Here is a 19,682-nt window from a genome sequence, read left to right as displayed (position 1 = left end):
TTCGGTTGTACACGTGACTCTGATGTATTCACCCCAATCACGAGAAGTACAAGAAGTCAGCCTTCAGGTTGCCGCTCCGTGCACCGTTTTGCAAGCTTTGCAACTCAGTGGCTTGCTTGAGCGGTTTCCTGAAATTGATAACCTTCACACCCCCATTGGAATTTGGGGCAGGAAAACCAAACTGGATGAATGTCTGCGTGATAAAGACCGAATAGAGGTTTACCGGCCTTTGCGCGTTGATCCCAAAGTGGCGCGCCGTGAGCGTTTTGCTCGCCAAGGTAGCCGTGGCACAGGCTTGTTTGTCAAAAAGCGTGATGGAGCGAAGGCTGGTTACTGATGAACGCGCTGGTTGTCGGCCTGATTTCGCCCTAATGGCAGTCGCTGGTGATAATCGACTCAATGCGTTTGGACTCCACTGCACGTGCTGCATCATCCATCACTTCACGTTCACCCTGGCTGTTCATGCGGGCAATCCGCATGCCTGAAGTCAGTTGCTTTTGAGCGAGTTGGGCACGTTGGCAGCTTTCGGCCTTGCCTTTTTTGATGCGCTCCTCTTCCGCTGTGCGCAGGGCGGCTTGGGCCAGATCATCTTTCTTTTTGCGTTCAGCCAAATCTTTATCGATGCCCGTCGCCATTGAGGTTGCCGCAACTGGCTTGACGGCTACTGCAGGCGGCGCATTGGAGTCAGCCATACCCGTATTGGCAGCAGCTTGCCTGGGCTCGCTGTTGGTTGCAGTGGCCGGACGCTTGAAAATGGCTTTGTCAGGGATGTCTGCAGCCGGTGGACGGTCGCTGAAAACCTTGTGACCTGTCTGGTCGATCCAGGCCCATTGTGCGGTTGTGACCAAGGGCAGCATGCCTGAAAAGGCGAAAAACAGTCGAAGTACGATTTTCATGCGGGAAGTTTATGTCAAGCAAGTTGATTTCGGGCAGATACAATCGAGAATTTGGAGCTCACACTTATGCGCCTGATTGGTAAAGCGCTCACCTTTGACGATGTGTTACTGGTGCCAGCATACTCCCAAGTCCTACCCAAGGACACCTCCCTCGCCACCCGACTGACCCGCAACATTGCCCTGAACTTGCCCTTGGTGTCTGCCGCCATGGACACGGTCACCGAATCCCGCTTGGCCATTGCCATTGCACAAGAAGGTGGTATTGGCATTGTTCATAAAAACATGACGGCCCAGCAGCAGGCAGCCAAAGTAGCTAAGGTCAAGCGTTACGAGTCTGGCGTGCTGCGTGATCCGGTGGTGATTACACCGCAGCATACCGTGAGTCAAGTGATGGAGTTGTCCGCCCAATTGGGTGTCTCCGGTTTTCCTGTGTGTGATGGTGGCAAGGTGGTCGGCTTGGTTACTGGGCGTGATTTGCGCTTTGAAACACGTTTTGACTTGCCTGTCAGCCACATCATGACACCGCGCGAAAAATTGGTGACGGTTGCAGAGGGCACCACCATCACCGAGGCCAAGGTGTTGCTGAACCAGCACAAGATTGAGCGTTTACTGGTGGTCAATGATGCGTTTGAGCTCAAAGGCCTGATCACGGTGAAAGACATCACCAAACAAACCAGTTTCCCGAATGCTGCGCGTGATGCTCAAGGCAAATTGCGTGTCGGTGCTGCCGTCGGGGTGGGCGAGGGCACGGAAGAGCGTGTCGAGTTGCTGGCCCGCGCCGGTGTTGATGCCATCGTGGTCGACACCGCGCATGGTCACAGCAAGGGTGTGCTGGATCGGGTGCGCTGGGTCAAACAGAACTTTCCGCAAGTGGAAGTGATTGGCGGCAACATCGCCACCGGCGCTGCCGCTTTGGCGCTGGTGGAAGCCGGCGCGGATGCGGTCAAGGTCGGCATTGGCCCTGGCTCCATTTGCACCACCCGCATCGTTGCGGGTGTCGGTGTGCCGCAAATCATGGCCATTGACAGCGTGGCCACGGCGCTCAGAGGCACCGGTGTGCCACTGATTGCCGACGGCGGCATTCGTTTCAGCGGCGACATTTCCAAAGCCATTGCCGCCGGTGCCAGTACCGTCATGATGGGCGGCATGTTTGCCGGTACCGAAGAAGCCCCCGGTGAAGTGATCCTGTTCCAGGGCCGCAGTTACAAGAGCTACCGGGGCATGGGCTCCATTGGGGCCATGCAGCAAGGCAGTGCCGACCGTTACTTCCAGGAATCCAGCACCGGCAACCCGAATGCCGACAAACTGGTGCCCGAAGGCATTGAAGGCCGCGTGCCGTACAAAGGCTCGATGGTCGCTATCGTCTACCAGATGGCCGGCGGTTTGCGTGCCAGCATGGGTTACTGCGGTTGCGCCACCATCGAAGAGATGCAAAACAAAGCCGAGTTTGTGGAGATCACCACGGCAGGCATCCGCGAAAGCCATGTGCACGATGTGCAAATCACCAAAGAAGCGCCCAACTACCGCGCAGAGTAACCGCTACCTTTGAGCCAACATGCACCAAAAAATACTCATCCTCGACTTTGGTTCACAAGTCACCCAGTTGATTGCCCGCCGTATCCGCGAAGCCCATGTGTTTTGCGAGGTGCACCCCTGTGATGTATCTGACGACTGGATTCGTGCCTATGCCCGCGATGGCAAGCTCAAAGGCATCATTCTGTCAGGTAGTCACGCCAGCGTTTACGAAGACACGACCGACAAAGCGCCGCAAGCGGTGTTTGAGTTGGGGTTGCCGGTACTGGGCATTTGTTATGGCATGCAAACCATGGCGCACCAGTTGGGTGGTTTGGTGACCAGTGGACATCAACGTGAGTTTGGCCATGCCAACGTGCGTGCACATGGTCACACCGCGCTGCTTGATGGTATCCAGGACTTCACTACCCCTGAAGGCCACGGCATGTTGCAGGTCTGGATGAGCCATGGCGACAAGGTCACCGAGTTGCCGCCGGGCTTCAAGCTCATGGCCAGCACCGACAGCTGCCCAATAGCCGGCATGGCTGATGAAGTGCGCCGCTTTTATGCGGTGCAGTTCCACCCCGAAGTCACCCATACCAAACGTGGTGCAGCCATCCTGGAGCGTTTTGTCCTCGACATCTGCGCCACCCGTGCCGACTGGATCATGGGTGACTACATCAGCGAGGCGGTGGAGGCCATTCGTGCTCAGGTGGGTGATGAAGAGGTGATTTTGGGCCTCTCGGGTGGTGTGGACTCCTCTGTGGCGGCCGCTCTGATCCACCGTGCCATTGGTGACCAACTGACCTGTGTGTTTGTTGACCACGGCCTGTTGCGCCTGAACGAAGGCGACATGGTGATGGAGATGTTTGTTGGCAAGTTACACGCAAAGGTGATCCGGGTTGATGCATCAGACCAGTTCCTGGGGCAGCTCGCGGGTGTGAGTGACCCGGAAGCCAAACGCAAGATCATTGGGCGTGAATTTGTAGAGGTTTTTAAGGCTCAAGCCCTTGCACTGACTGCGTCAGGCGCTAGCACTAAGGGAGCAAAGTGGCTGGCTCAAGGTACCATCTATCCCGATGTGATTGAGTCCGGCGGGGCCAAAAACAAGAAAGCTGTGGTCATCAAAAGCCACCACAATGTGGGTGGTTTGCCCGAGCAACTGGGCTTGAAGCTGCTGGAGCCCTTGCGCGAATTGTTCAAGGATGAAGTGCGCGAACTGGGTGTGGCGCTGGGCTTGCCCTACCACATGGTGTACCGCCATCCGTTTCCCGGCCCCGGTCTGGGCGTGCGGATTCTGGGCGAGGTTAAAAAAGAATACGCCGACCTGCTGCGCCGGGCCGATGCCATCTTCATCGAAGAACTCAACAACTTTGTTGATGAAGCCACTGGCAAGACCTGGTACGAACTCACCAGCCAGGCCTTCACCGTGTTCCTGCCGGTCAAGAGTGTGGGTGTCATGGGTGATGGCCGCACTTACGACTATGTGGTGGCTTTGCGTGCCGTGCAAACCAGTGACTTCATGACCGCAGACTGGGCCGAGCTGCCCTATGCGCTGCTGAAAAAAGTATCCAGCCGCATCATCAACGAGGTGCGTGGCATTAACCGCGTGACCTATGACGTGAGCAGCAAGCCACCGGCGACGATTGAGTGGGAGTGATCCCACCTGATTGCCGACCATGACCCGGACTACGCTGACCAATGGCACATGGGTGCAAGGTGAACTCTGATCAGCGCAGGGCGGGGCGCAGGCCATGAGCCTTGACGCGGTAGAGCAAGACGCACAATGGATGCGTTTGGCTTTGGCTCAGGCACAGTCAGCCGCTGATGCTGGAGAAGTACCGGTGGGCGCGGTATTGGTTTGCAACGGTGAGTTGGTAGCCGTAGGTCGAAATGCACCCATTCACACCCATGACCCGAGTGCCCACGCAGAAATGCTGGCCTTGCGTTCTGCAGCCGCCAGTCTGAAAAATTACCGTCTGAAGGATTGCGAATTGTTTGTGACGCTGGAGCCTTGCCCGATGTGTGCCGGAGCGATGCTGCATGCACGCCTGAAAAGGGTGGTGTTTGGTGCTGCTGACCCAAAAACCGGCGCGGCCGGGTCGGTGCTGAACCTGTTTGCTTATAACCAGCTTAATCATCAAACGCGGGTGCAGGGCGGTGTTCTGGCGCAGGAGTGCGTGGCGGTGTTACAAGGCTTTTTCAAGTCCAGACGCCAGGCGCAGCAATCGACAGCTAATCCCTTGCGAGAAGATGCATTGCGCACACCATTGAGCCGATTTGAAGGTCTGGCTCCGATGCCCGGTCTATCACACTACATGAACAATTTGCCTGCTCTACAAGGCCTGCGCCTGCACTATGTGGATGCAGGGCCAACGGATGCAGGGCAGGTCACCTTGTGTTTGCATGGCAGCCAGAGCTGGTCGCAAGCTTGGCGCAGCGTGATGGCTGAGCGTGTGGCGGCTGGTGAGCGTGTCCTGGCGCTGGATTTGCCTGGTTTTGGCAAGAGTGACAAGCCGAAAAAGCAGACTTTACATACCCTGCAATGGCATACCCAAGTGGTTTTGGAGTGGCTGCAACGGCTGCGTTTGCCAACGGTGTTGTTGCTGGAGTCACAAGCCGATGCAGTGCACTTTCCGTCTTCAGCCGATGCATCGGGTTTGACCACACGGCAAACTTTGGGGGAGGCCTTGCTGAACTTGGCGACCCCCAGAATTGTTCGACGAGAATCCTGCTTGCTGAGTACCATGAGCTCCAGTGAAATGAATGCCCCTTACCCAGACCAAGGTCACCGAGCCGCTCTGCGTGCCCTGAGTTTGACGCTGACAAAAACACCATGAAAAAACACATCTATATTTATTCACCATCTGGTGCGGTTCGGGATAAAGCGGCCTTCAAACGGGGCATTGCCAGGTTGCAAGCTTTGGGACATGAGGTGGAGGTTGACCCTGATGCCCTGACCAGTCACCAGCGTTTTGCGGGTGATGATGCCACCCGGCTGGCTGCCATTCACCGTGCTGTCGACAGCGGTGCCGATGTGGCATTGATCTCGCGCGGTGGTTATGGTCTGACGCGTATCCTGCCTGGCATTCACTATAAAAAGGTGGCCAAAGCCGTCGAGAACGGCATGGCTTTTGTCGGCATCAGTGATTTCACCGCTTTTCAGAATGCTGTATTGGCGAAAACCGGGGCGATTACCTGGGCTGGGCCCGCCTTGTGCGAGGGGTTTGGGGCCAGTCCGGAACCCGATGAGATCATGGAAGCCTGTTTTGATGACTTGTTGCAGGGCCAGGGGGAGGGCAGTGGCTGGCGGCAAACTTTGGATCGCCGGAAGAATGCTATGGATAATGAAGCTACTGGTGCTTCATTATCAAGGGCTACAAGCACTTTTTCCATTCAAGATGCAGTTTTGTGGGGTGGTAACCTGACGGTGCTGACTTCATTGTTGGGAACGCCGTATTTTCCAGAGATCAAAGGTGGAATTTTGTTTTTGGAAGACGTGGCAGAGCATCCTTATCGCATAGAGCGTATGTTGACGCAGCTTTTGCATTCGGGTGTGCTGGCCAGGCAAAAAGCTGTTCTGCTGGGTCAGTTTACTGATTACAAACTGCTCAGCCATGACCGTGGGTTCAAATTGCAAACCGTGATTGACTGGTTGCAACAACACATCCAAACCCCCATCCTGACCAACTTGCCTTTTGGTCATGTACCCACCAAAGTGTTGTTGCCGGTAGGCGCAAAGTCTGATCTTGGGGTTGAGGGACGTGATGTGATGCTGGTTTGGGGACATGTTTAATTTTTGTCCCCCAACTTACCCTAAACTCAACCCACTACACACAATCATTTCTTTTCATGGGCATTCAATCCACAGTTGTTTTTGCTGATCTGTACGGCAGCACAGGTGTGTTTGAGACGTTGGGGAACGCCAAAGCCACGGTCGCCGTGACTGAAATCACCACTTGGCTGGCGGATGAATTCATGGCAGGTGGCGGGCGTGTGGTCAAGTTTCTGGGTGATGGTGTGTTGGTCACATTCAAAGAAAAAAAACTTGCTGTGGCGGCCGTGGTAGAAGTTCAGCGCGTTTATGCCCAACGTTTGGCCCGCACACCATCTGAGACCTATATGCCCTTGCGGATTGGTGTAGCGCATGGCGATGTGGAAATGGTGGATGATGATTGTTATGGCGATGCCGTCAACATCGCCGCTCGTCTAAGTGAACTGACCGGGGCACATCAGATCTGGGCCAGCAGTCAGGTGTTGGATGATGTCAAACTTTTGCCAGGTGTCCGCACCCGTTATTTGGGGCCGATCCATGTCAAGGGCCGCTCAGAGGCGTGTATTGTTTATCAGATTGAATGGCAAGAAGATCTGGATTCTGATCTCTTCACCATTCAATCACCAAACCTGGATGGTCTGAACGAGGCTCAGCCAGGGGAGGCCGTGATTCAAATTGAATTGACCTGGCTGAACTATCACAAGACTTTCAAAACTTACGAGTTACCGATCCATATCGGGCGCATTCGTCAGGCTGATTTTGTGGTGAGTGACCTGCATGTTTCCAGACGGCATGCCCGTCTGGATTGGCGTAATGGCAATGTGGTGCTGACCGATGTCAGTACCTATGGCTCATGGGTACGGTTTTTGGGTGGTGGCTCAGACCTGTTGCTCCGGCGTGAAGAGTGTGTGCTTCATGGCCGAGGTGAAATTGCACTGGGGACAACTTTCAGTGATCTCAGCGCACCAGTGGTGAGTTTCTGGGTTCATTCTCAAGGCTGACTGGCAGGGGCTCGGGTGACAGTGTCAGTATCCGGCGGGCACCGTCAAAGCGGCGGTGCCAATACGACAAGTCCATACTTTCGACGCGTACTTCAGCCCCAGGTTTGGGTGAATGAATAAATTTGCCTTCACCAATGTAAATACCGACATGGCTGAAGGCGCGGCGCATGGTGTTGAAAAATACCAGATCACCCGGCTTGAGATCGGCTTGGTCTATCTTCTGAGTGGCTGCAGCTTGTTGCTCAGCCTTGCGCGGCAAAATGAGTCCAACAGTTTGCTCATACATGGCTTTAACGAAGCCACTGCAATCAAAGCCGGTGTCCGCAGAAGTACCTCCACGCTTGTAGGGCACGCCTAGAAACCCGAGGGCATTCACCACCAGGTCAGATGTCTTGTCGGTCATGGATTGGCGAACCTGATCAATATGACCTAAAAGTCCTTTGCTCGCGGCCAGGGTGAGCAACTTCGGTTCATCGGGATTTTCTGGAGGAGCGGCGTGAACACTATGAATAGCGTGCAAAAGCAGCAAGCACACAGAAAATACAAGGGTTCGCAAGGGTTGTAGCATTGCAAGAGTTTAACGGTTTTGATAACTTGAAGTGATTTCTTGAAATGTCATATAACGTTTTGATTTTTATGTAATTTAAGGTTTCTATGTTTAAAGCTTTACTTTTGGACAATGCGCCAAACTTTCACGCCAGCATCATGCAACTGGATGAATCCCGTTTGCCATCAGGTGATGTGACTGTGGCGGTAGCTTATTCCACGCTCAATTACAAAGACGGCTTGGCGATCACCAACAAAAGCCCGGTGGTGCGTTTGTGGCCCATGGTGGCTGGTATCGATGGGGCAGGCAGGGTGATCGAGTCCAGTCATCCAGACTGGCAGGTGGGTGATCAGGTGGTACACAACGGCTGGGGCGTGGGCGAAACCCATTGGGGCTGTCTGGCTGAAAAAGCACGGCTCAAAGGCGACTGGCTGGTGCGCTTGCCTTCAGCGTTCACGCCACGTCAGGCCATGGCCATCGGTACGGCGGGGTATACCGCCATGCTCTGTGTGTTGGCACTGGAGGACCATGGTGTCAAGCCTGGCAGCGGTGAGGTGCTGGTGACCGGTGCCACGGGTGGTGTGGGCAGTGTGGCGATTGCCTTGTTGTCCAAGCTCGGCTACCAGGTGGTGGCAGCCACTGGCAAAGCCAGCGAAGAAGACTACCTGAAAACCCTGGGGGCCAGCAGCGTGGTGGATCGGGCCACCTTGTCAGCGCCCGGCAAACCCTTTCAAAAAGAGCGCTGGGCCGGTGTGGTGGATGCGGTGGGTTCCCACACGCTGGCCAATGCCTTGGCACAAACCCGTTATGGCGGTGTGGTGGCTGCCTGTGGTTTGGCTCAAGGCATGGACTTGCCCACCACCGTCATGCCTTTCATCTTGCGTGGAGTCAGCTTGATCGGAGTTGATTCGGTCATGGCCCCCTTGAGCAAGCGTCAGCGTGCCTGGGATCGCCTGGCGCGTGATCTTGATCCCGCCTTGCTGGAGCGTATGGTGATGGAGGTTTCGTTGCAAGACTGCGTGGCTCAAGCGGCGGCGTTGATGGCTGGCCAAGTGCGAGGCCGGGTAGTGGTCAGGATTGCCGACTGACGGCTTGACTGGTGGGGTGGATTCACCTATCGCCTCAGTGACAGGCTTGGGTTTTGCAGTACAGGTGTTCCTGCAAAATTGTTCAGTTCTATTTTTGAAACACAGGAAACTTTGGCCATGACCCGTACTATCCAGCAACTTTTTGACTTGCGCGGCAAAAATGCCCTGATCACCGGCGGCTCGCGCGGGTTGGGCTTACAAATGGCGCAGGCCTTGGGTGAGGCTGGTGCTCGTGTCATGCTCTGCGCACGCAAGGCCGATGAACTCGAACAGGCTTGCGCCACATTACAAGACGCGGGTATAGATGCTCGCTGGGTCGCGGCAGACTGCGCGGTTGAAGCCGACATTCAAAAGCTGGTCACCGAGACACTGCACCGCATGGGTGACATTGACATTTTGATCAACAACGCCGGAGCCACCTGGGGCGCACCGGCGCAAGATCACTCGGTGGCCGCCTGGGACAAGGTGATGAACCTGAACGTGCGTGGCTATTTTTTGCTCAGCCAACTGGTGGGTAAACACAGCATGATCGAGCGTGGCGGGCGCATCATCAATGTGGCCTCCATCGCCGGGCTGGGCGGTAACCCGGTGGGGTTGAATACCCTGGCCTACAACACCAGCAAGGGTGCGGTGATCAACTTCACCCGTGCGCTGGCCTGTGAATGGGGACAGTACGGCATCAATGTCAACGCCATTTGTCCGGGGTTTTTTCCCAGCAAAATGACGGCGGGCACGCTGGCCGCATTGGGTGAAGAGCGTCTGGCGGCACTGGCCCCCCTCAAACGACTGGGGGACGATGAAGACCTCAAAGGCATCACGCTGCTGCTGGCCAGTGCGGCTGGCAAACACATCACCGGTCAGGTCCTGGCGGTGGATGGTGGTGTCAGCGCCTTGGTCGGGGGCTGAGTATGACATCCACCTTCACGCTTCCGACCACCGATTTTGGCAAGACCAACCCTTTTATTGCCCATCTGGGTTTTGTGCTGACCGTGTTTTCGGGTGGACAGTCTGAAATCCACTACACCGCCAAACCCGAGCATTTAAATTCGTATGGTGTGACACACGGCGGCGCGGTCATGACGCTGCTGGACGTGACCATGGCCATGGCGGCGCGCTCTGATCTGGAACACGCTGGTGTGGTCACCGTCGAGATGAAAACCAGTTTCATGCGCCCATCACACGGCCCCCTGATCGCACTGGGCAAGGTGTTGCACCGCACCGCCACCCTGGTGTTTACCGAGGGCACGGTGTTTGATGAGCATGGCAAAGCCTGTGCCCATGCCACAGGAACCTTCAAGACCATCAAACGTTTGCCTGTGGGGGGTAAAAAAGTGCATGACTTCAACAGTCCGTCCCTGCAGAACGATGCCTGAAGAAACCGCATGCAAAATGTGATTTTTATATAAGAGATTGGCCTCTGGTGCTTATATTTAAAGCGCAAACAGCTATTAAAAATATAGTATTTTTTGGAGAAATTCACATGCCGTTCAACACCCAGATCCTGCTTGACAACCGCCCTGTTGGTGAAGCCGTAGCCAGCAACTTCAAGTGCATCACTGTGGAAACCCCGGCACTGACGGATGGCCAGGTGTTGGTGCGCCACCACTACCTGAGCCTGGACCCTTACATGCGTGGCCGCATGAACGACAACAAAAGTTACGCGGCCGCCCAACCTTTGGGCGAAGTCATGATCGGCGGCACCGTGGGTGAGGTGGTGGAAAGCCGCCACCCCAAATTTGCCCCCGGCGACAAGGTGGTTGGCATGGGCGGCTGGCAGCAGTACAGCGTGGTCAATGCGGGCGAACCCGGCGCATTGCGCAAGGTCGACACCACCCACATTCCTTTGAGTGCCTACCTGGGTGCCGTCGGCATGCCGGGTGTGACCGCCTGGTACGGCCTGGTGAAGATCATCGCCCCTCAAGCTGGTGAAACCCTGGTGGTGAGTGCCGCCACCGGTGCTGTGGGCAGTGCTTTTGGTGCATTGGCCAAGGCGCGTGGTTGCCGCGTGGTGGGTATTGCTGGCGGACCCGACAAATGCGCTTACGCGGTGGACGAGTTGGGCTTTGATGCCTGTATTGACTACAAGGTACACCCCACGGCGCTGTCACTGTCCAAGGCGCTCAAGGCGGCCTGCCCAAATGGCATTGACGGTTATTTTGAAAATGTGGGTGGCATCGTGCTGGATGCCGTGCTGAGCCGCATGAATGCCTTTGGCCGCATGGCCGTGTGCGGCATGATTGCGGGTTACAACGGCGAGCCGTTGCCCATGGCCAACCCGGCGCTGATCCTGATTAACCGCCTGAAAGTGGAGGGTTTCATCGTCAGCGAACACATGGAGGTCTGGCCAGAAGCCCTGAAAGAACTCGGTGCTCTGGTGGCCAGTGGCCAGTTGCGTGCCCGTGAGAGTGTGGCCCATGGGATTGAGTCCGCACCTGAGGCCTTTCTGGGCTTGCTTAAAGGCAAGAATTTCGGTAAACAGTTGGTCCAACTCTGACGTTGGAAAATGCTCAGGGACGGCAAGCCAGTGCTTGGTTGAGACGTTGGCAGCTTCCCCTTATGATGAGCCGAATCTCTTCATTTGATACGGAGGTCAGCGTATGACATTCAAACTTTGGTCGATCGGTGGTTTACACAACAAAGAAGTCAACCAGGCCCCGGTGTGGCGGCTGATGGCTTTTAACGACTTGCGTAGTTTCGAGTTGTATGAGTTGCTGCGCCTGCGCAGTGAGGTGTTTGTGGTGGAACAGCAATGTATTTACCAGGACATGGATGGGCATGACCGCGAAGCCATGCATTTGTTGGGTGTCCAACGCAGTGAGCTGCAAGCCTATGCCCGTTGCCTGGCACCCGGAGCCAAGTTTGCCGAAGCCAGCATTGGCCGCGTGCTTACTCGCAGCAGTTGCAGAGGGAGCGGGTTGGGCCATGCGTTGATGGAGCAGGCTGTGCTGGCGATTGCTCAGGTCTGGGGGCCACAAGCCATTCGTATCGGTGCCCAGGCGCATCTGGTGGGGTTTTATGCACGACATGGCTTTGTGGAAGTGGGTCAACCTTATACCGAAGACGGTATTGCCCACATAGAAATGCTGCGCCAGGCCTGAGCTGAATTTGACGGAGGGAGGACCTCATGCAAGGTCGTCATCCGGGTGACCCGTTTGCCCACAAACCCGAGTTGGGGCAGTCGCTCAAAGCCGCATGGCGTGCTACCTGAGTCAATTTTTTTGCAATGTCAACAGCAGAGCCTGTTTGGGCATCGGTTTGAAGAAATAAAAACCCTGAATGGTGTGGCAACCCGCTTGTGCCAAGGTGCGCAGCTGGGTTTCGGTTTCAACACCTTCGGCAACCAAGTGCAGATTCAGGCCTTTGGCCACCGAAATGATGGCCATGACCACGGGTGAGATGCTGTCATCGGCATGAATTGCCATGACAAATGAGCGGTCAATTTTCAGGGTGTCCAAAGGTAACTTGTGCAGGTAGGACAGTGAAGAATAACCGGTGCCAAAGTCATCAATGGCTATACGTACCCCGAGTCGGCGAAGTGTATGGAGCTGTTCAATAGCGTTCAAGGGATTACGGATACAAATGTTTTCTGTGACCTCCACCTCAAATTGAGCGGCAGACAGTCCATGGCGCCGCAGTACGTCCTGCAGTTTTTCAACAAAATTGCCGCGATCCAGATATTGTGGAGGCAGGTTGATGGACATCCGCAGCGTCTGTTTACCGACCTGGTTGAAGGCTTTCAGGTCTTTGCAGACGGCCTGCAGCAGCCAGTCGGTCATGGGGATGATCAGGCCGGTTTCTTCGGCCAGGGGTAAAAATTCTCCGGCACCCAGCAAGCCGCGCAAAGGGTGGTTCCAGCGCATCAAGGCCTCTGTACCCGTGATTTGCCGGGTTTGTGCATCCACTTGCGGCTGGTAATACATTTCCAGCTCACCATGGGTCAGTGCCAGGTGCAGCTCATGCTCCAGCATCATGTGCTCAGCACCCATTTGGAGCATGGGTGTGTCAAACATCACCACACCGTCTTTGCCGTTGGCTTTTTGGTGGTACATGGCCACGTCGGCGTGTTTGAGCAGCTCGTCGGCCGTGTCGCCGTGTTCCGGGTACAGGGCGATGCCCAGGCTGGCTGACACATGAATCACCTGGTTGTTCAGGGTAATGGGTTGGCGCAGACAGGCTTGGCACTGGTTGGCAAGTTGGGTTGCGTCTTGCGATGTGGTCAGTTCGGTCAGCAGCACGGTGAATTCATCACCACCCAGGCGTGACAAGGTGTCACTGCCGCGCAGGGCGGCCTTGAGTCGGTGGGTAATTTCTACCAGCAAGATATCGCCCAGATCATGGCCCAGGGAATCATTGACCAATTTAAAACGGTCAATGTCAAGCACCATCACCGCCAGCATGTCGTGGTGGCGCTGTGCGTTGAGCAAGGCCAGAGTCAGTCGATCCTTGAACAGGGCACGGTTGGGCAGGCCGGTCAGGATGTCATGGTAGGCCTGGTGTGCCACCAGGGCGTCAATGCGCTGGTGCTCGGTCAGATCGTGCGCGATGCCATAGGTGCCCCAGCGCGGTGATGTGTTGGGGCTGTCGTCGGCCTTGAGTGGCAGTGTCATACGCATCAATTCATGGCTGAACAACCGCATGCTGCTGTCTGCATGGCGTGACTGCATGCGCAGTTCCACATTGCGTGTGGTTTGGAGTTTTTCGGTGCTCTGGCGCAGTGCGTATTCGGCACGCCTGAGGTCACTGGGATGAATCAGCTGCGTGTAGTGTTGGCCAATCAACTCTTGTGCCCTCCAACCCAGCAAGGGCAGGATACGGTCATTCACATAGGTCAGGTGGCCTTGCTCATCCAGGGTGTAGATGATGTCAGGGGAACTATCCAGCAGGTAGCGGTGAATTTTTTCAGAAGCCTGCAGTTGTTGATTCAGTCGTTGGTTGTCTTGTGCCAGCCAGCGTTGACGCAGGGCATGGTCAACCGTTTTAAGCAGCTCTTCCTTGGGAAAGGTTTTTCGCAAAAAATCAAATGCACCGCGGTGCAGGGCACCAATGGCATTGTCAATGTTGGCGCTGCCGCTGATCACCACCACACAGACATCCATATGGTGTTCGTGCATGTAGTCCATCACCTCCAGTCCGCTGATGTCTGGCAGTAACAGGTCTAGCAATACCAGATCAAACAGGCTGGTATTGAGCAGGCGAACGGCCTCCAGTCCACAATCTGCGGTTTCGATGATGTACCCCCTACCGGCCAGGATGTTTGCCAGGCCACTGAGTACCAGTGGGTGATCGTCGACGATCAAAATCCTGGCTTGGCTTGGCTGGATGTGTTGGGGGAAGGTCAAAACCTCAGCCTTTCTTGGGTGTGTTCCCGTGACGGGATGTGTTGTCAGCCGTGTACGGCGGGCAGCAAAACTTCAAAACTCACGCCCTGAGGGCTGCTGCGGTAGCGTATCTGCCCCTGCATTTTTTGCACCAATTGTTGCACCACGCTCAGGCCCAGGCCACGGTTAGGGCCATGTTTGTCACTGGTCACGGGGTGAAACATCCGGCTTTGTTGCTGGGCATCCAAGCCAGGTCCAGTGTCACTGACGCAGATTTGAATGAACGGTTTGTCAGCCTGTTTGATCATGGCACCGCCACTGACCACGATATGGCCCCCGTCAGGCATGCTTTCACGGGCGTTTTTGATCAGATTGATCAAAATCTGTTTCACCATGTCGGCCGATCCCATTACCTGATGGGTGCTGGCAGGCCATTCGCATTGAAGCTTGATGTCTGCCGGAAAAAATCGGCTGGCTTGTAATAAAAGTACCAGTTCGCGAACCACCCGTGCCATATCAATGGGCTCCAGCACCAGCGCATCTGCGCTCAGGGTGAATTGCTCAATGATGTGACCAACACGTTGAACCTCACCGCTGATCACGGACAACTCAGCACGTTCCGGCTGTGTTGCTGGAATTTTTTCATCCATCAGGCTCAAATAATTCTGGATGATGCTCAACGGGTTTTGCACCTCATGAGCCAGCTGGCGTGCGTTGATCAACTGCTCGCGCTTGAGGTTGGCAATCTGTGCGTCAAGTGCCTGCACGGATTGCAGATGGCGCGACAGGGCTGATCCGGCATGTAGCCCAAAAGCCTGGAGAAACCGGGTTTGGCTTTGCAACTGGGCCAACTGTGTGTCTGACACGGCAGACACCAACAATCCCAGAACCTGCTTGGCGGTTAACAAAGGCACCGCCACCACATGCTGCGTGGAGAGCAAGCGGCAAATTTCGGTATTGCCTGCGGTTTGGTCATCGGATACCGAAAGGGTTTTCTGCTGCAGGCAGTGCATCAACACCGGGTGTTGGCGGCTGTCAACAGACAAGACGGCCAGATTAAAGTGCTTGGCCGAGACCGATACACACGCCAATGAGTGGCTGTCTTCACCCAGCAGCATCACCAGTGTGTCATCCAGTCCGAGCAACAAGGCCGCGTGTTCGCGCACCGCTGTCAGCAGCGTGACCACAGAGTTGTGCTGGGCCAATTGTTGACTCATTTCATTGAATAGGCTACGGGTTTGTACTTCTTGTGCCAGCTGCTGTTGTGCCGGGTTGGCGATGTATGGTGCTTGCACCGGAGAGGCGATCGGCTCGGAAATATCTATTCCCAGGTCATGTGCGGTGCGCAAGACCTGGTGGCTGGCATCTTCAAGCAATTGCTGCATGGTTTCACCATCCAGTGCGCCACCCGTGTCCATCTCAGGCAGATCTTCAGAGTTTGCGGGCACCCATTGCTGCAACTGGTGCGTCAAACTCAGGATGCGTACCAAGGGACTTGATCCACTGAGCTGACTGACTGGTTCATGGTGGTGCAGCACGGCCTCGGCTACTTCCGCCGACAGATGCCACTGATTGATCAGCCAGGCACCGACCTGTGCATGTGTAAAACCAAGCTCTTGCTGCTCGGTGGCACAAAGCGTTTGATCATCCGAAGTTAAAAAATGGCCTTGGCAGGTTAGAGGTGAGCAGTTCATCAAAGCCAGACGGCCCACGTCGTGTAACAACCCGGCCAAGTAGGCATCGTCCGCAGCCGGGTAGTCCTGCTGCTGGGCGAGCGCCCTGGCCAGCATGGCTGCGGTCAGGCTGTGTTTCCAGAACGGGCGCAAATCCATGTTGCCGGGCGAACCAAACGCGGCCAGGGTCTGAATCACCGATTCGGAAATGGCCAGCACCTTGATCATGTCCGTGCCCAGCGTGTTGGCCGCTTGCAGCAGGTTAAGTTGTCCATCCCCCCGGTGGTAAGCCGCACTGTGGGCCACTTTGAGTAGTCGGCTGCTCAATGCTGCGTCGGTGGCAATGACTTCGGCCAATTCAGCCATGCCCGCATCATCAGACTGGCACAGGGCCATCAGTTTGATCAGGGCTTGCGGCAGGGCCGGTAAACGGGCGGCCTGCAGAAGGGTTTGAATGGTTTCTGGCAGATGTGTCACGCCGATGATTATGGCAAACTCAGTCCTTTGTTTTGACCCTTGAGCCAGTTGAAAACTGGCTGTTTATTGACTTATGCACAAAATCATCGCGCAAATTGCGCAAGAAATCCGGGTTCAAGACCGTCAGGTAGCCGCCGCTGTGGAGTTGCTGGACGGTGGTGCCACCGTGCCGTTTATTGCCCGCTACCGCAAAGAGGTCACCGGTGGCCTGGACGACATCCAACTGCGCGAGCTTGAGGCCCGCCTGAGTTACCTGCGCGAGCTGCGCGACCGTTTGCAAACCGTGATCAAAGCCATTGACGAACAAGGCAAGCTCACGCCGCAACTGCTGGCCGCGCTGCATGCGGCAGCGACCAAGCAGGAGCTGGAAGACCTGTACCTGCCGTTCAAATTAAAACGCCGCACCAAAGGCCAGCTGGCCCGTGAGGCCGGGCTCGAGCCGCTGGCGGATGCCTTGTTGGCCAACCCCATGCTGGTGCCCGCTGATGAAGCCTTGGCTTATGTGATACCGATGCGCCCAGTGGTGGAGGGGGAAGACAAGCAGCCTGATTTTTCAACCGTGCCAGCCGTGCTGGACGGTGTGCGCGATCTGCTGAGTGAGCGCTGGGCCGAAACACCCGCACTGGTACAAAACCTGCGTGAATGGCTGTGGGAGCAGGGTCTGCTGCAATCCAAACTGGTCGAGGGCAAAAACGAGACTGACCCCGATGTGGCCAAATTCCGCGATTATTTTGACTATGACGAGCCCATTGGCCGCGTGCCTTCGCACCGGGCGCTGGCCGTGTTTCGTGGCCGCAGCCTGGAAATTCTGGAGGCCAAGCTGGTTTTGCCAGAAGCCCCTTTGGTACCCGAAAAATCAGCGCAAAACAAGCCTCTAGCCCTTGATAATCAAGCGCAAGCAGCTACAAAAACAAAAGCACCTGCGGCGGTTTCCCTGGCCGAGGCGCGTATCGCACTCCAGTTGGGCTGGAGCCATCAGAGCCGTCCTGCAGATGATTTGATCCGCAAATGCATCGCCTGGACCTGGCGTGTCAAACTGAGCCTGTCCACCGAACGTGACCTGTTTGCCCGCCTGCGTGAAGCCGCGGAAGGGGTGGCCATCAAGGTGTTTGCCGACAACCTGCGCGACCTGCTGCTGGCCGCCCCGGCCGGGCCGCGTGTGGTGCTGGGGCTAGACCCCGGCATTCGTACCGGTGTGAAAGTGGCGGTGGTCGATGCCACCGGCAAGCTGGTGGATACCAGCACGGTTTACCCGCACGAGCCGCGCAAAGACTGGGACGGCTCGCTGCACATTCTGGGGGCACTGTGCCAAAAACATGGCGTGAACCTGATCGCCATTGGCAATGGCACGGCCAGCCGCGAGACTGACAAACTTGCCGCTGATCTCATTAAATTAATGGCAAAACAGGCTGTAGCGCAGTCAGGACAAGCGCAAGCAGCTATTGAAAAAGTAGTGGTCTCGGAAGCCGGTGCGTCCGTCTACTCGGCCAGCGAATTCGCCAGCCAAGAGATGCCCGACGTGGACGTGAGCCTGCGTGGTGCCGCCAGCATTGCCCGCCGCCTGCAAGACCCACTGGCCGAGCTGGTCAAGATTGACCCCAAGAGCATCGGTGTGGGCCAGTACCAGCACGATGTGAACCAGAGTGAGCTGGCCAAAACCCTGGAAGCGGTGGTGGAAGACTGCGTGAACTCGGTTGGGGTTGACTTGAACATGGCCAGTGTGCCACTGCTCAGCCGCGTCTCGGGCCTGTCCGGCAGTGTGGCCAAGGCGGTGGTGCGCTGGCGCGAGGCCAACGGGGCCTTTGCCAGCCGCCAGGACTTGCTCAAGGTTACCGGCCTGGGGCCGAAGGCGTTTGAGCAAAGCGCTGGCTTCCTGCGTATTCGCGGTGGTTCCAACCCGCTGGACATGACCGGCGTACACCCGGAAACCTACCCGGTGGTGGAGCAAATCATTGCCAAAACCGGCAAACCGGTGGCGGAGTTGATGGGCCGTGCCGACATGCTCAAAACCCTGCGCCCAGAGCTGTTTGCCAACGAAAAGTTTGGGGTCATCACCGTCAAGGACATTCTGGGTGAGCTGGAAAAACCCGGCCGCGACCCGCGCCCGGACTTCAAGGTGGCGCGGTTTAACGACGGCGTGGACGACATCCGCGACCTGAAAGAAGGCATGGTGCTGGAGGGCACGGTCAGCAACGTGGCCGCTTTTGGTGCCTTTATTGACCTGGGGGTGCATCAGGATGGGCTGGTGCACGTGAGCCAGCTCAGCCACAAATTTGTGACGGATGCGCGTGAAGTCGTCAAGACCGGCGATATTGTCAAAGTGCAGGTGGTGGAGGTGGATGTGGCGCGTAAACGTATTGCCTTGACCATGAAGCTGGGGGCCGCACCCGCACGCAATGTGGGCGACAACCATTTTCAGGCGGCCAATACACCGCAGCGTGGCCGCTCGGGTGGGGCGGGTTATGCCGGGCAGGGTACGCGCCAGGCGCAGAGTGCGCCACCATCGACCGCCATGTCCTCTGCATTCGCCAAACTCAAAGGCTTGGGGAGTTAACGCACCATGGAACTGGCCACGTTGCTGAACCAGCGTTTTGTCATGCCGAGCGTGCCGAAAGTGATGGCTTTGCTGATGAGTGAGCTGGTTGGGTCGCGGCAGGATTTGCGTCGTATTGACCTGCTCCTGGGCCATGACCCGGCGCTGACGACCCGCTTGTTACAGGCCGCCAATGCGCCCATGTTCAAGCTGGCCGGGCAGATTCACAGTGTGGCTGAAGCGCTGGTGGTGCTGCGTTTGGGGCAGGTGCATGCCATGGTGAGCCAAGCGGCCAGTCAGGCTTCATTCAAAACCGTGCCTGGCTTGTTGTTGCCCAAATTCTGGGCCTACAGTCAGGACACGGCCCGGGTGTCGCGCTCTTTGGCAGGTTTGCTGCGTTTGAATCAACAAGCGGCCACAACCTGTGGTTTGATTCACGCCATCGGTGAACTGTCGATGCGTCTGGCCATACCCCAAGCGGTGGAGCTGGATGTGGTCTGTTCCCCATTGGATCTCCGGCGCGAACGGGTTGAAATCCAGGCACTGGGTTTTGGTTATACCCAGGTCAGCGCCGGATTGGCCTCTCTTTGGCATTTCCCGCAAGTGATGGTGAATGCTTTGCAATTTGCGCATGCACCGTTTGACAACGATGCCTATGAGCCCATGGCCGGTGTGCTGCATTTGGCCATTTGGCGTGCCCGGGCCAAACAAGCGGGCCTGGATGCCAAGGCGTTGGCGGTGAGCTTTCCGTCGCCAGTGGCTGAAGTCTTAGGGGTAGACATTGACATGGTTCTCCAGCAGGACCCGATTGATTGGTCCAAACAAGTGCCTGGCAGCCGTTTTGCGGACCTTGTCTACTGAA

17 protein-coding genes are annotated in these 19,682 nt (G+C 56.4%); 13 read left to right on the top strand and 4 right to left on the bottom strand.

Annotated features, from left to right (window positions below; all coding sequences use genetic code 11):
• Positions 1 to 22 precede the first annotated feature (22 nt).
• The gene (locus LDN84_RS12135) at positions 23 to 337 is read left to right on the top strand and encodes an RnfH family protein (protein WP_255610304.1); all 315 of its coding nucleotides are present in this window, start codon (positions 23 to 25) and stop codon (positions 335 to 337) included.
• A 31-nt stretch (positions 338 to 368) separates the two neighbouring features.
• Here the strand turns inward: LDN84_RS12135 and LDN84_RS12130 are convergent, their stop codons facing one another.
• A complete protein-coding gene (locus LDN84_RS12130) occupies positions 369 to 896 on the bottom strand; it encodes a DUF4124 domain-containing protein (RefSeq protein WP_223903720.1) in 528 nt (175 codons plus the stop codon).
• A 66-nt stretch (positions 897 to 962) separates the two neighbouring features.
• Here LDN84_RS12130 and guaB point away from each other — a divergent pair, with 66 nt between their 5' ends.
• The 5 genes from guaB to LDN84_RS12105 all read left to right on the top strand — a co-directional run bounded on the left by guaB (position 963) and on the right by LDN84_RS12105 (position 7,184).
• On the top strand, positions 963 to 2,432 hold the full coding sequence (gene guaB, locus LDN84_RS12125; RefSeq protein ID WP_223903719.1) for an IMP dehydrogenase: 1,470 nt from the start codon (positions 963 to 965) through the stop codon (positions 2,430 to 2,432).
• Between the two features lie 19 nt (positions 2,433 to 2,451).
• Positions 2,452 to 4,068 carry a glutamine-hydrolyzing GMP synthase gene (guaA, locus tag LDN84_RS12120; protein WP_223903718.1) on the top strand — a complete coding sequence of 539 codons (1,617 nt, stop codon included), beginning with the start codon at positions 2,452 to 2,454 and terminating at the stop codon, positions 4,066 to 4,068.
• A gap of 94 nt (positions 4,069 to 4,162) precedes the next feature.
• A complete protein-coding gene (gene tadA / locus LDN84_RS12115) occupies positions 4,163 to 5,248 on the top strand; it encodes a tRNA adenosine(34) deaminase TadA (RefSeq protein WP_223903717.1) in 1,086 nt (361 codons plus the stop codon).
• The gene (locus tag LDN84_RS12110; RefSeq protein ID WP_223903716.1) at positions 5,245 to 6,204 is read left to right on the top strand and encodes an LD-carboxypeptidase; all 960 of its coding nucleotides are present in this window, start codon (positions 5,245 to 5,247) and stop codon (positions 6,202 to 6,204) included. Before tadA ends, LDN84_RS12110 begins: the two co-directional genes overlap by 4 nt.
• Before the next feature lie 56 nt (positions 6,205 to 6,260).
• The gene (locus LDN84_RS12105) at positions 6,261 to 7,184 is read left to right on the top strand and encodes an adenylate/guanylate cyclase domain-containing protein (protein ID WP_223903715.1); all 924 of its coding nucleotides are present in this window, start codon (positions 6,261 to 6,263) and stop codon (positions 7,182 to 7,184) included.
• On the opposite strand, the gene LDN84_RS12100 is transcribed toward LDN84_RS12105, so the two are convergent.
• A complete protein-coding gene (locus LDN84_RS12100; protein ID WP_223903714.1) occupies positions 7,141 to 7,752 on the bottom strand; it encodes a C40 family peptidase in 612 nt (203 codons plus the stop codon). The two genes, LDN84_RS12105 and LDN84_RS12100, sit on opposite strands and share 44 nt — an antisense overlap.
• A gap of 86 nt (positions 7,753 to 7,838) precedes the next feature.
• Between LDN84_RS12100 and acuI the strand changes: the two genes are divergently transcribed.
• The 5 genes from acuI (at position 7,839) to LDN84_RS12075 (ending at position 11,917) form a co-directional block, all read left to right on the top strand.
• Complete coding sequence (acuI, locus tag LDN84_RS12095) at positions 7,839 to 8,819, top strand: acrylyl-CoA reductase (NADPH) (protein WP_223903713.1); 981 nt, start codon at positions 7,839 to 7,841, stop codon at positions 8,817 to 8,819.
• A gap of 117 nt (positions 8,820 to 8,936) precedes the next feature.
• Positions 8,937 to 9,725 (top strand): SDR family oxidoreductase, encoded by a 789-nt coding sequence (locus LDN84_RS12090; protein WP_223903712.1) that lies wholly within the window; start codon positions 8,937 to 8,939, stop codon positions 9,723 to 9,725.
• A gap of 2 nt (positions 9,726 to 9,727) precedes the next feature.
• Entirely contained in the window at positions 9,728 to 10,192 is a 465-nt protein-coding gene (locus LDN84_RS12085; RefSeq protein ID WP_223903711.1) for a PaaI family thioesterase, read from the top strand.
• Between the two features lie 107 nt (positions 10,193 to 10,299).
• Complete coding sequence (locus LDN84_RS12080; protein ID WP_223903710.1) at positions 10,300 to 11,313, top strand: NADP-dependent oxidoreductase; 1,014 nt, start codon at positions 10,300 to 10,302, stop codon at positions 11,311 to 11,313.
• Between the two features lie 103 nt (positions 11,314 to 11,416).
• A complete protein-coding gene (locus LDN84_RS12075; RefSeq protein ID WP_435405879.1) occupies positions 11,417 to 11,917 on the top strand; it encodes a GNAT family N-acetyltransferase in 501 nt (166 codons plus the stop codon).
• Positions 11,918 to 12,028: 111 nt separating this feature from the next.
• Here LDN84_RS12075 and LDN84_RS12070 read toward each other — a convergent pair whose 3' ends face one another.
• Positions 12,029 to 14,158, bottom strand: coding sequence for an EAL domain-containing protein (locus LDN84_RS12070; protein ID WP_223903709.1), 2,130 nt, complete (start codon positions 14,156 to 14,158; stop codon positions 12,029 to 12,031).
• A gap of 44 nt (positions 14,159 to 14,202) precedes the next feature.
• The gene (locus tag LDN84_RS12065; RefSeq protein ID WP_223903708.1) at positions 14,203 to 16,287 is read right to left on the bottom strand and encodes an HDOD domain-containing protein; all 2,085 of its coding nucleotides are present in this window, start codon (positions 16,285 to 16,287) and stop codon (positions 14,203 to 14,205) included.
• A gap of 73 nt (positions 16,288 to 16,360) precedes the next feature.
• Here LDN84_RS12065 and LDN84_RS12060 point away from each other — a divergent pair, with 73 nt between their 5' ends.
• Together LDN84_RS12060 and LDN84_RS12055 are read left to right on the top strand one after the other, a co-directional pair.
• Positions 16,361 to 18,841, top strand: coding sequence for a Tex family protein (locus tag LDN84_RS12060; RefSeq protein ID WP_223903707.1), 2,481 nt, complete (start codon positions 16,361 to 16,363; stop codon positions 18,839 to 18,841).
• 6 nt (positions 18,842 to 18,847) lie between these two features.
• Positions 18,848 to 19,681 (top strand): HDOD domain-containing protein, encoded by an 834-nt coding sequence (locus tag LDN84_RS12055; protein WP_223903706.1) that lies wholly within the window; start codon positions 18,848 to 18,850, stop codon positions 19,679 to 19,681.
• The last annotated feature ends 1 nt before the right edge of the window (position 19,682 follow it).

Source organism: Rhodoferax lithotrophicus (assembly GCF_019973615.1).
GTDB lineage: Bacteria > Pseudomonadota > Gammaproteobacteria > Burkholderiales > Burkholderiaceae_C > Rhodoferax > Rhodoferax lithotrophicus.
Note: the sequence above shows the minus strand (reverse complement) of the source record. Positions and strands in the feature narration are given on the sequence as shown.

Coding starts and splice junctions, on each gene's coding strand:
- LDN84_RS12080 (WP_223903710.1), top strand. CDS start 10,300: ATGCCGTTCAACACCCAGATCCTGCTTGACAACCGCCCTGTTGGTGAA.
- LDN84_RS12090 (WP_223903712.1), top strand. CDS start 8,937: ATGACCCGTACTATCCAGCAACTTTTTGACTTGCGCGGCAAAAATGCC.
- LDN84_RS12100 (WP_223903714.1), bottom strand. CDS start 7,752: ATGCTACAACCCTTGCGAACCCTTGTATTTTCTGTGTGCTTGCTGCTT.
- LDN84_RS12105 (WP_223903715.1), top strand. CDS start 6,261: ATGGGCATTCAATCCACAGTTGTTTTTGCTGATCTGTACGGCAGCACA.
- LDN84_RS12055 (WP_223903706.1), top strand. CDS start 18,848: ATGGAACTGGCCACGTTGCTGAACCAGCGTTTTGTCATGCCGAGCGTG.
- tadA (WP_223903717.1), top strand. CDS start 4,163: ATGAGCCTTGACGCGGTAGAGCAAGACGCACAATGGATGCGTTTGGCT.
- acuI (WP_223903713.1), top strand. CDS start 7,839: ATGTTTAAAGCTTTACTTTTGGACAATGCGCCAAACTTTCACGCCAGC.
- LDN84_RS12085 (WP_223903711.1), top strand. CDS start 9,728: ATGACATCCACCTTCACGCTTCCGACCACCGATTTTGGCAAGACCAAC.
- guaB (WP_223903719.1), top strand. CDS start 963: ATGCGCCTGATTGGTAAAGCGCTCACCTTTGACGATGTGTTACTGGTG.
- LDN84_RS12110 (WP_223903716.1), top strand. CDS start 5,245: ATGAAAAAACACATCTATATTTATTCACCATCTGGTGCGGTTCGGGAT.
- LDN84_RS12075 (WP_435405879.1), top strand. CDS start 11,417: ATGACATTCAAACTTTGGTCGATCGGTGGTTTACACAACAAAGAAGTC.
- LDN84_RS12060 (WP_223903707.1), top strand. CDS start 16,361: ATGCACAAAATCATCGCGCAAATTGCGCAAGAAATCCGGGTTCAAGAC.
- LDN84_RS12135 (WP_255610304.1), top strand. CDS start 23: ATGTATTCACCCCAATCACGAGAAGTACAAGAAGTCAGCCTTCAGGTT.
- guaA (WP_223903718.1), top strand. CDS start 2,452: ATGCACCAAAAAATACTCATCCTCGACTTTGGTTCACAAGTCACCCAG.
- LDN84_RS12130 (WP_223903720.1), bottom strand. CDS start 896: ATGAAAATCGTACTTCGACTGTTTTTCGCCTTTTCAGGCATGCTGCCC.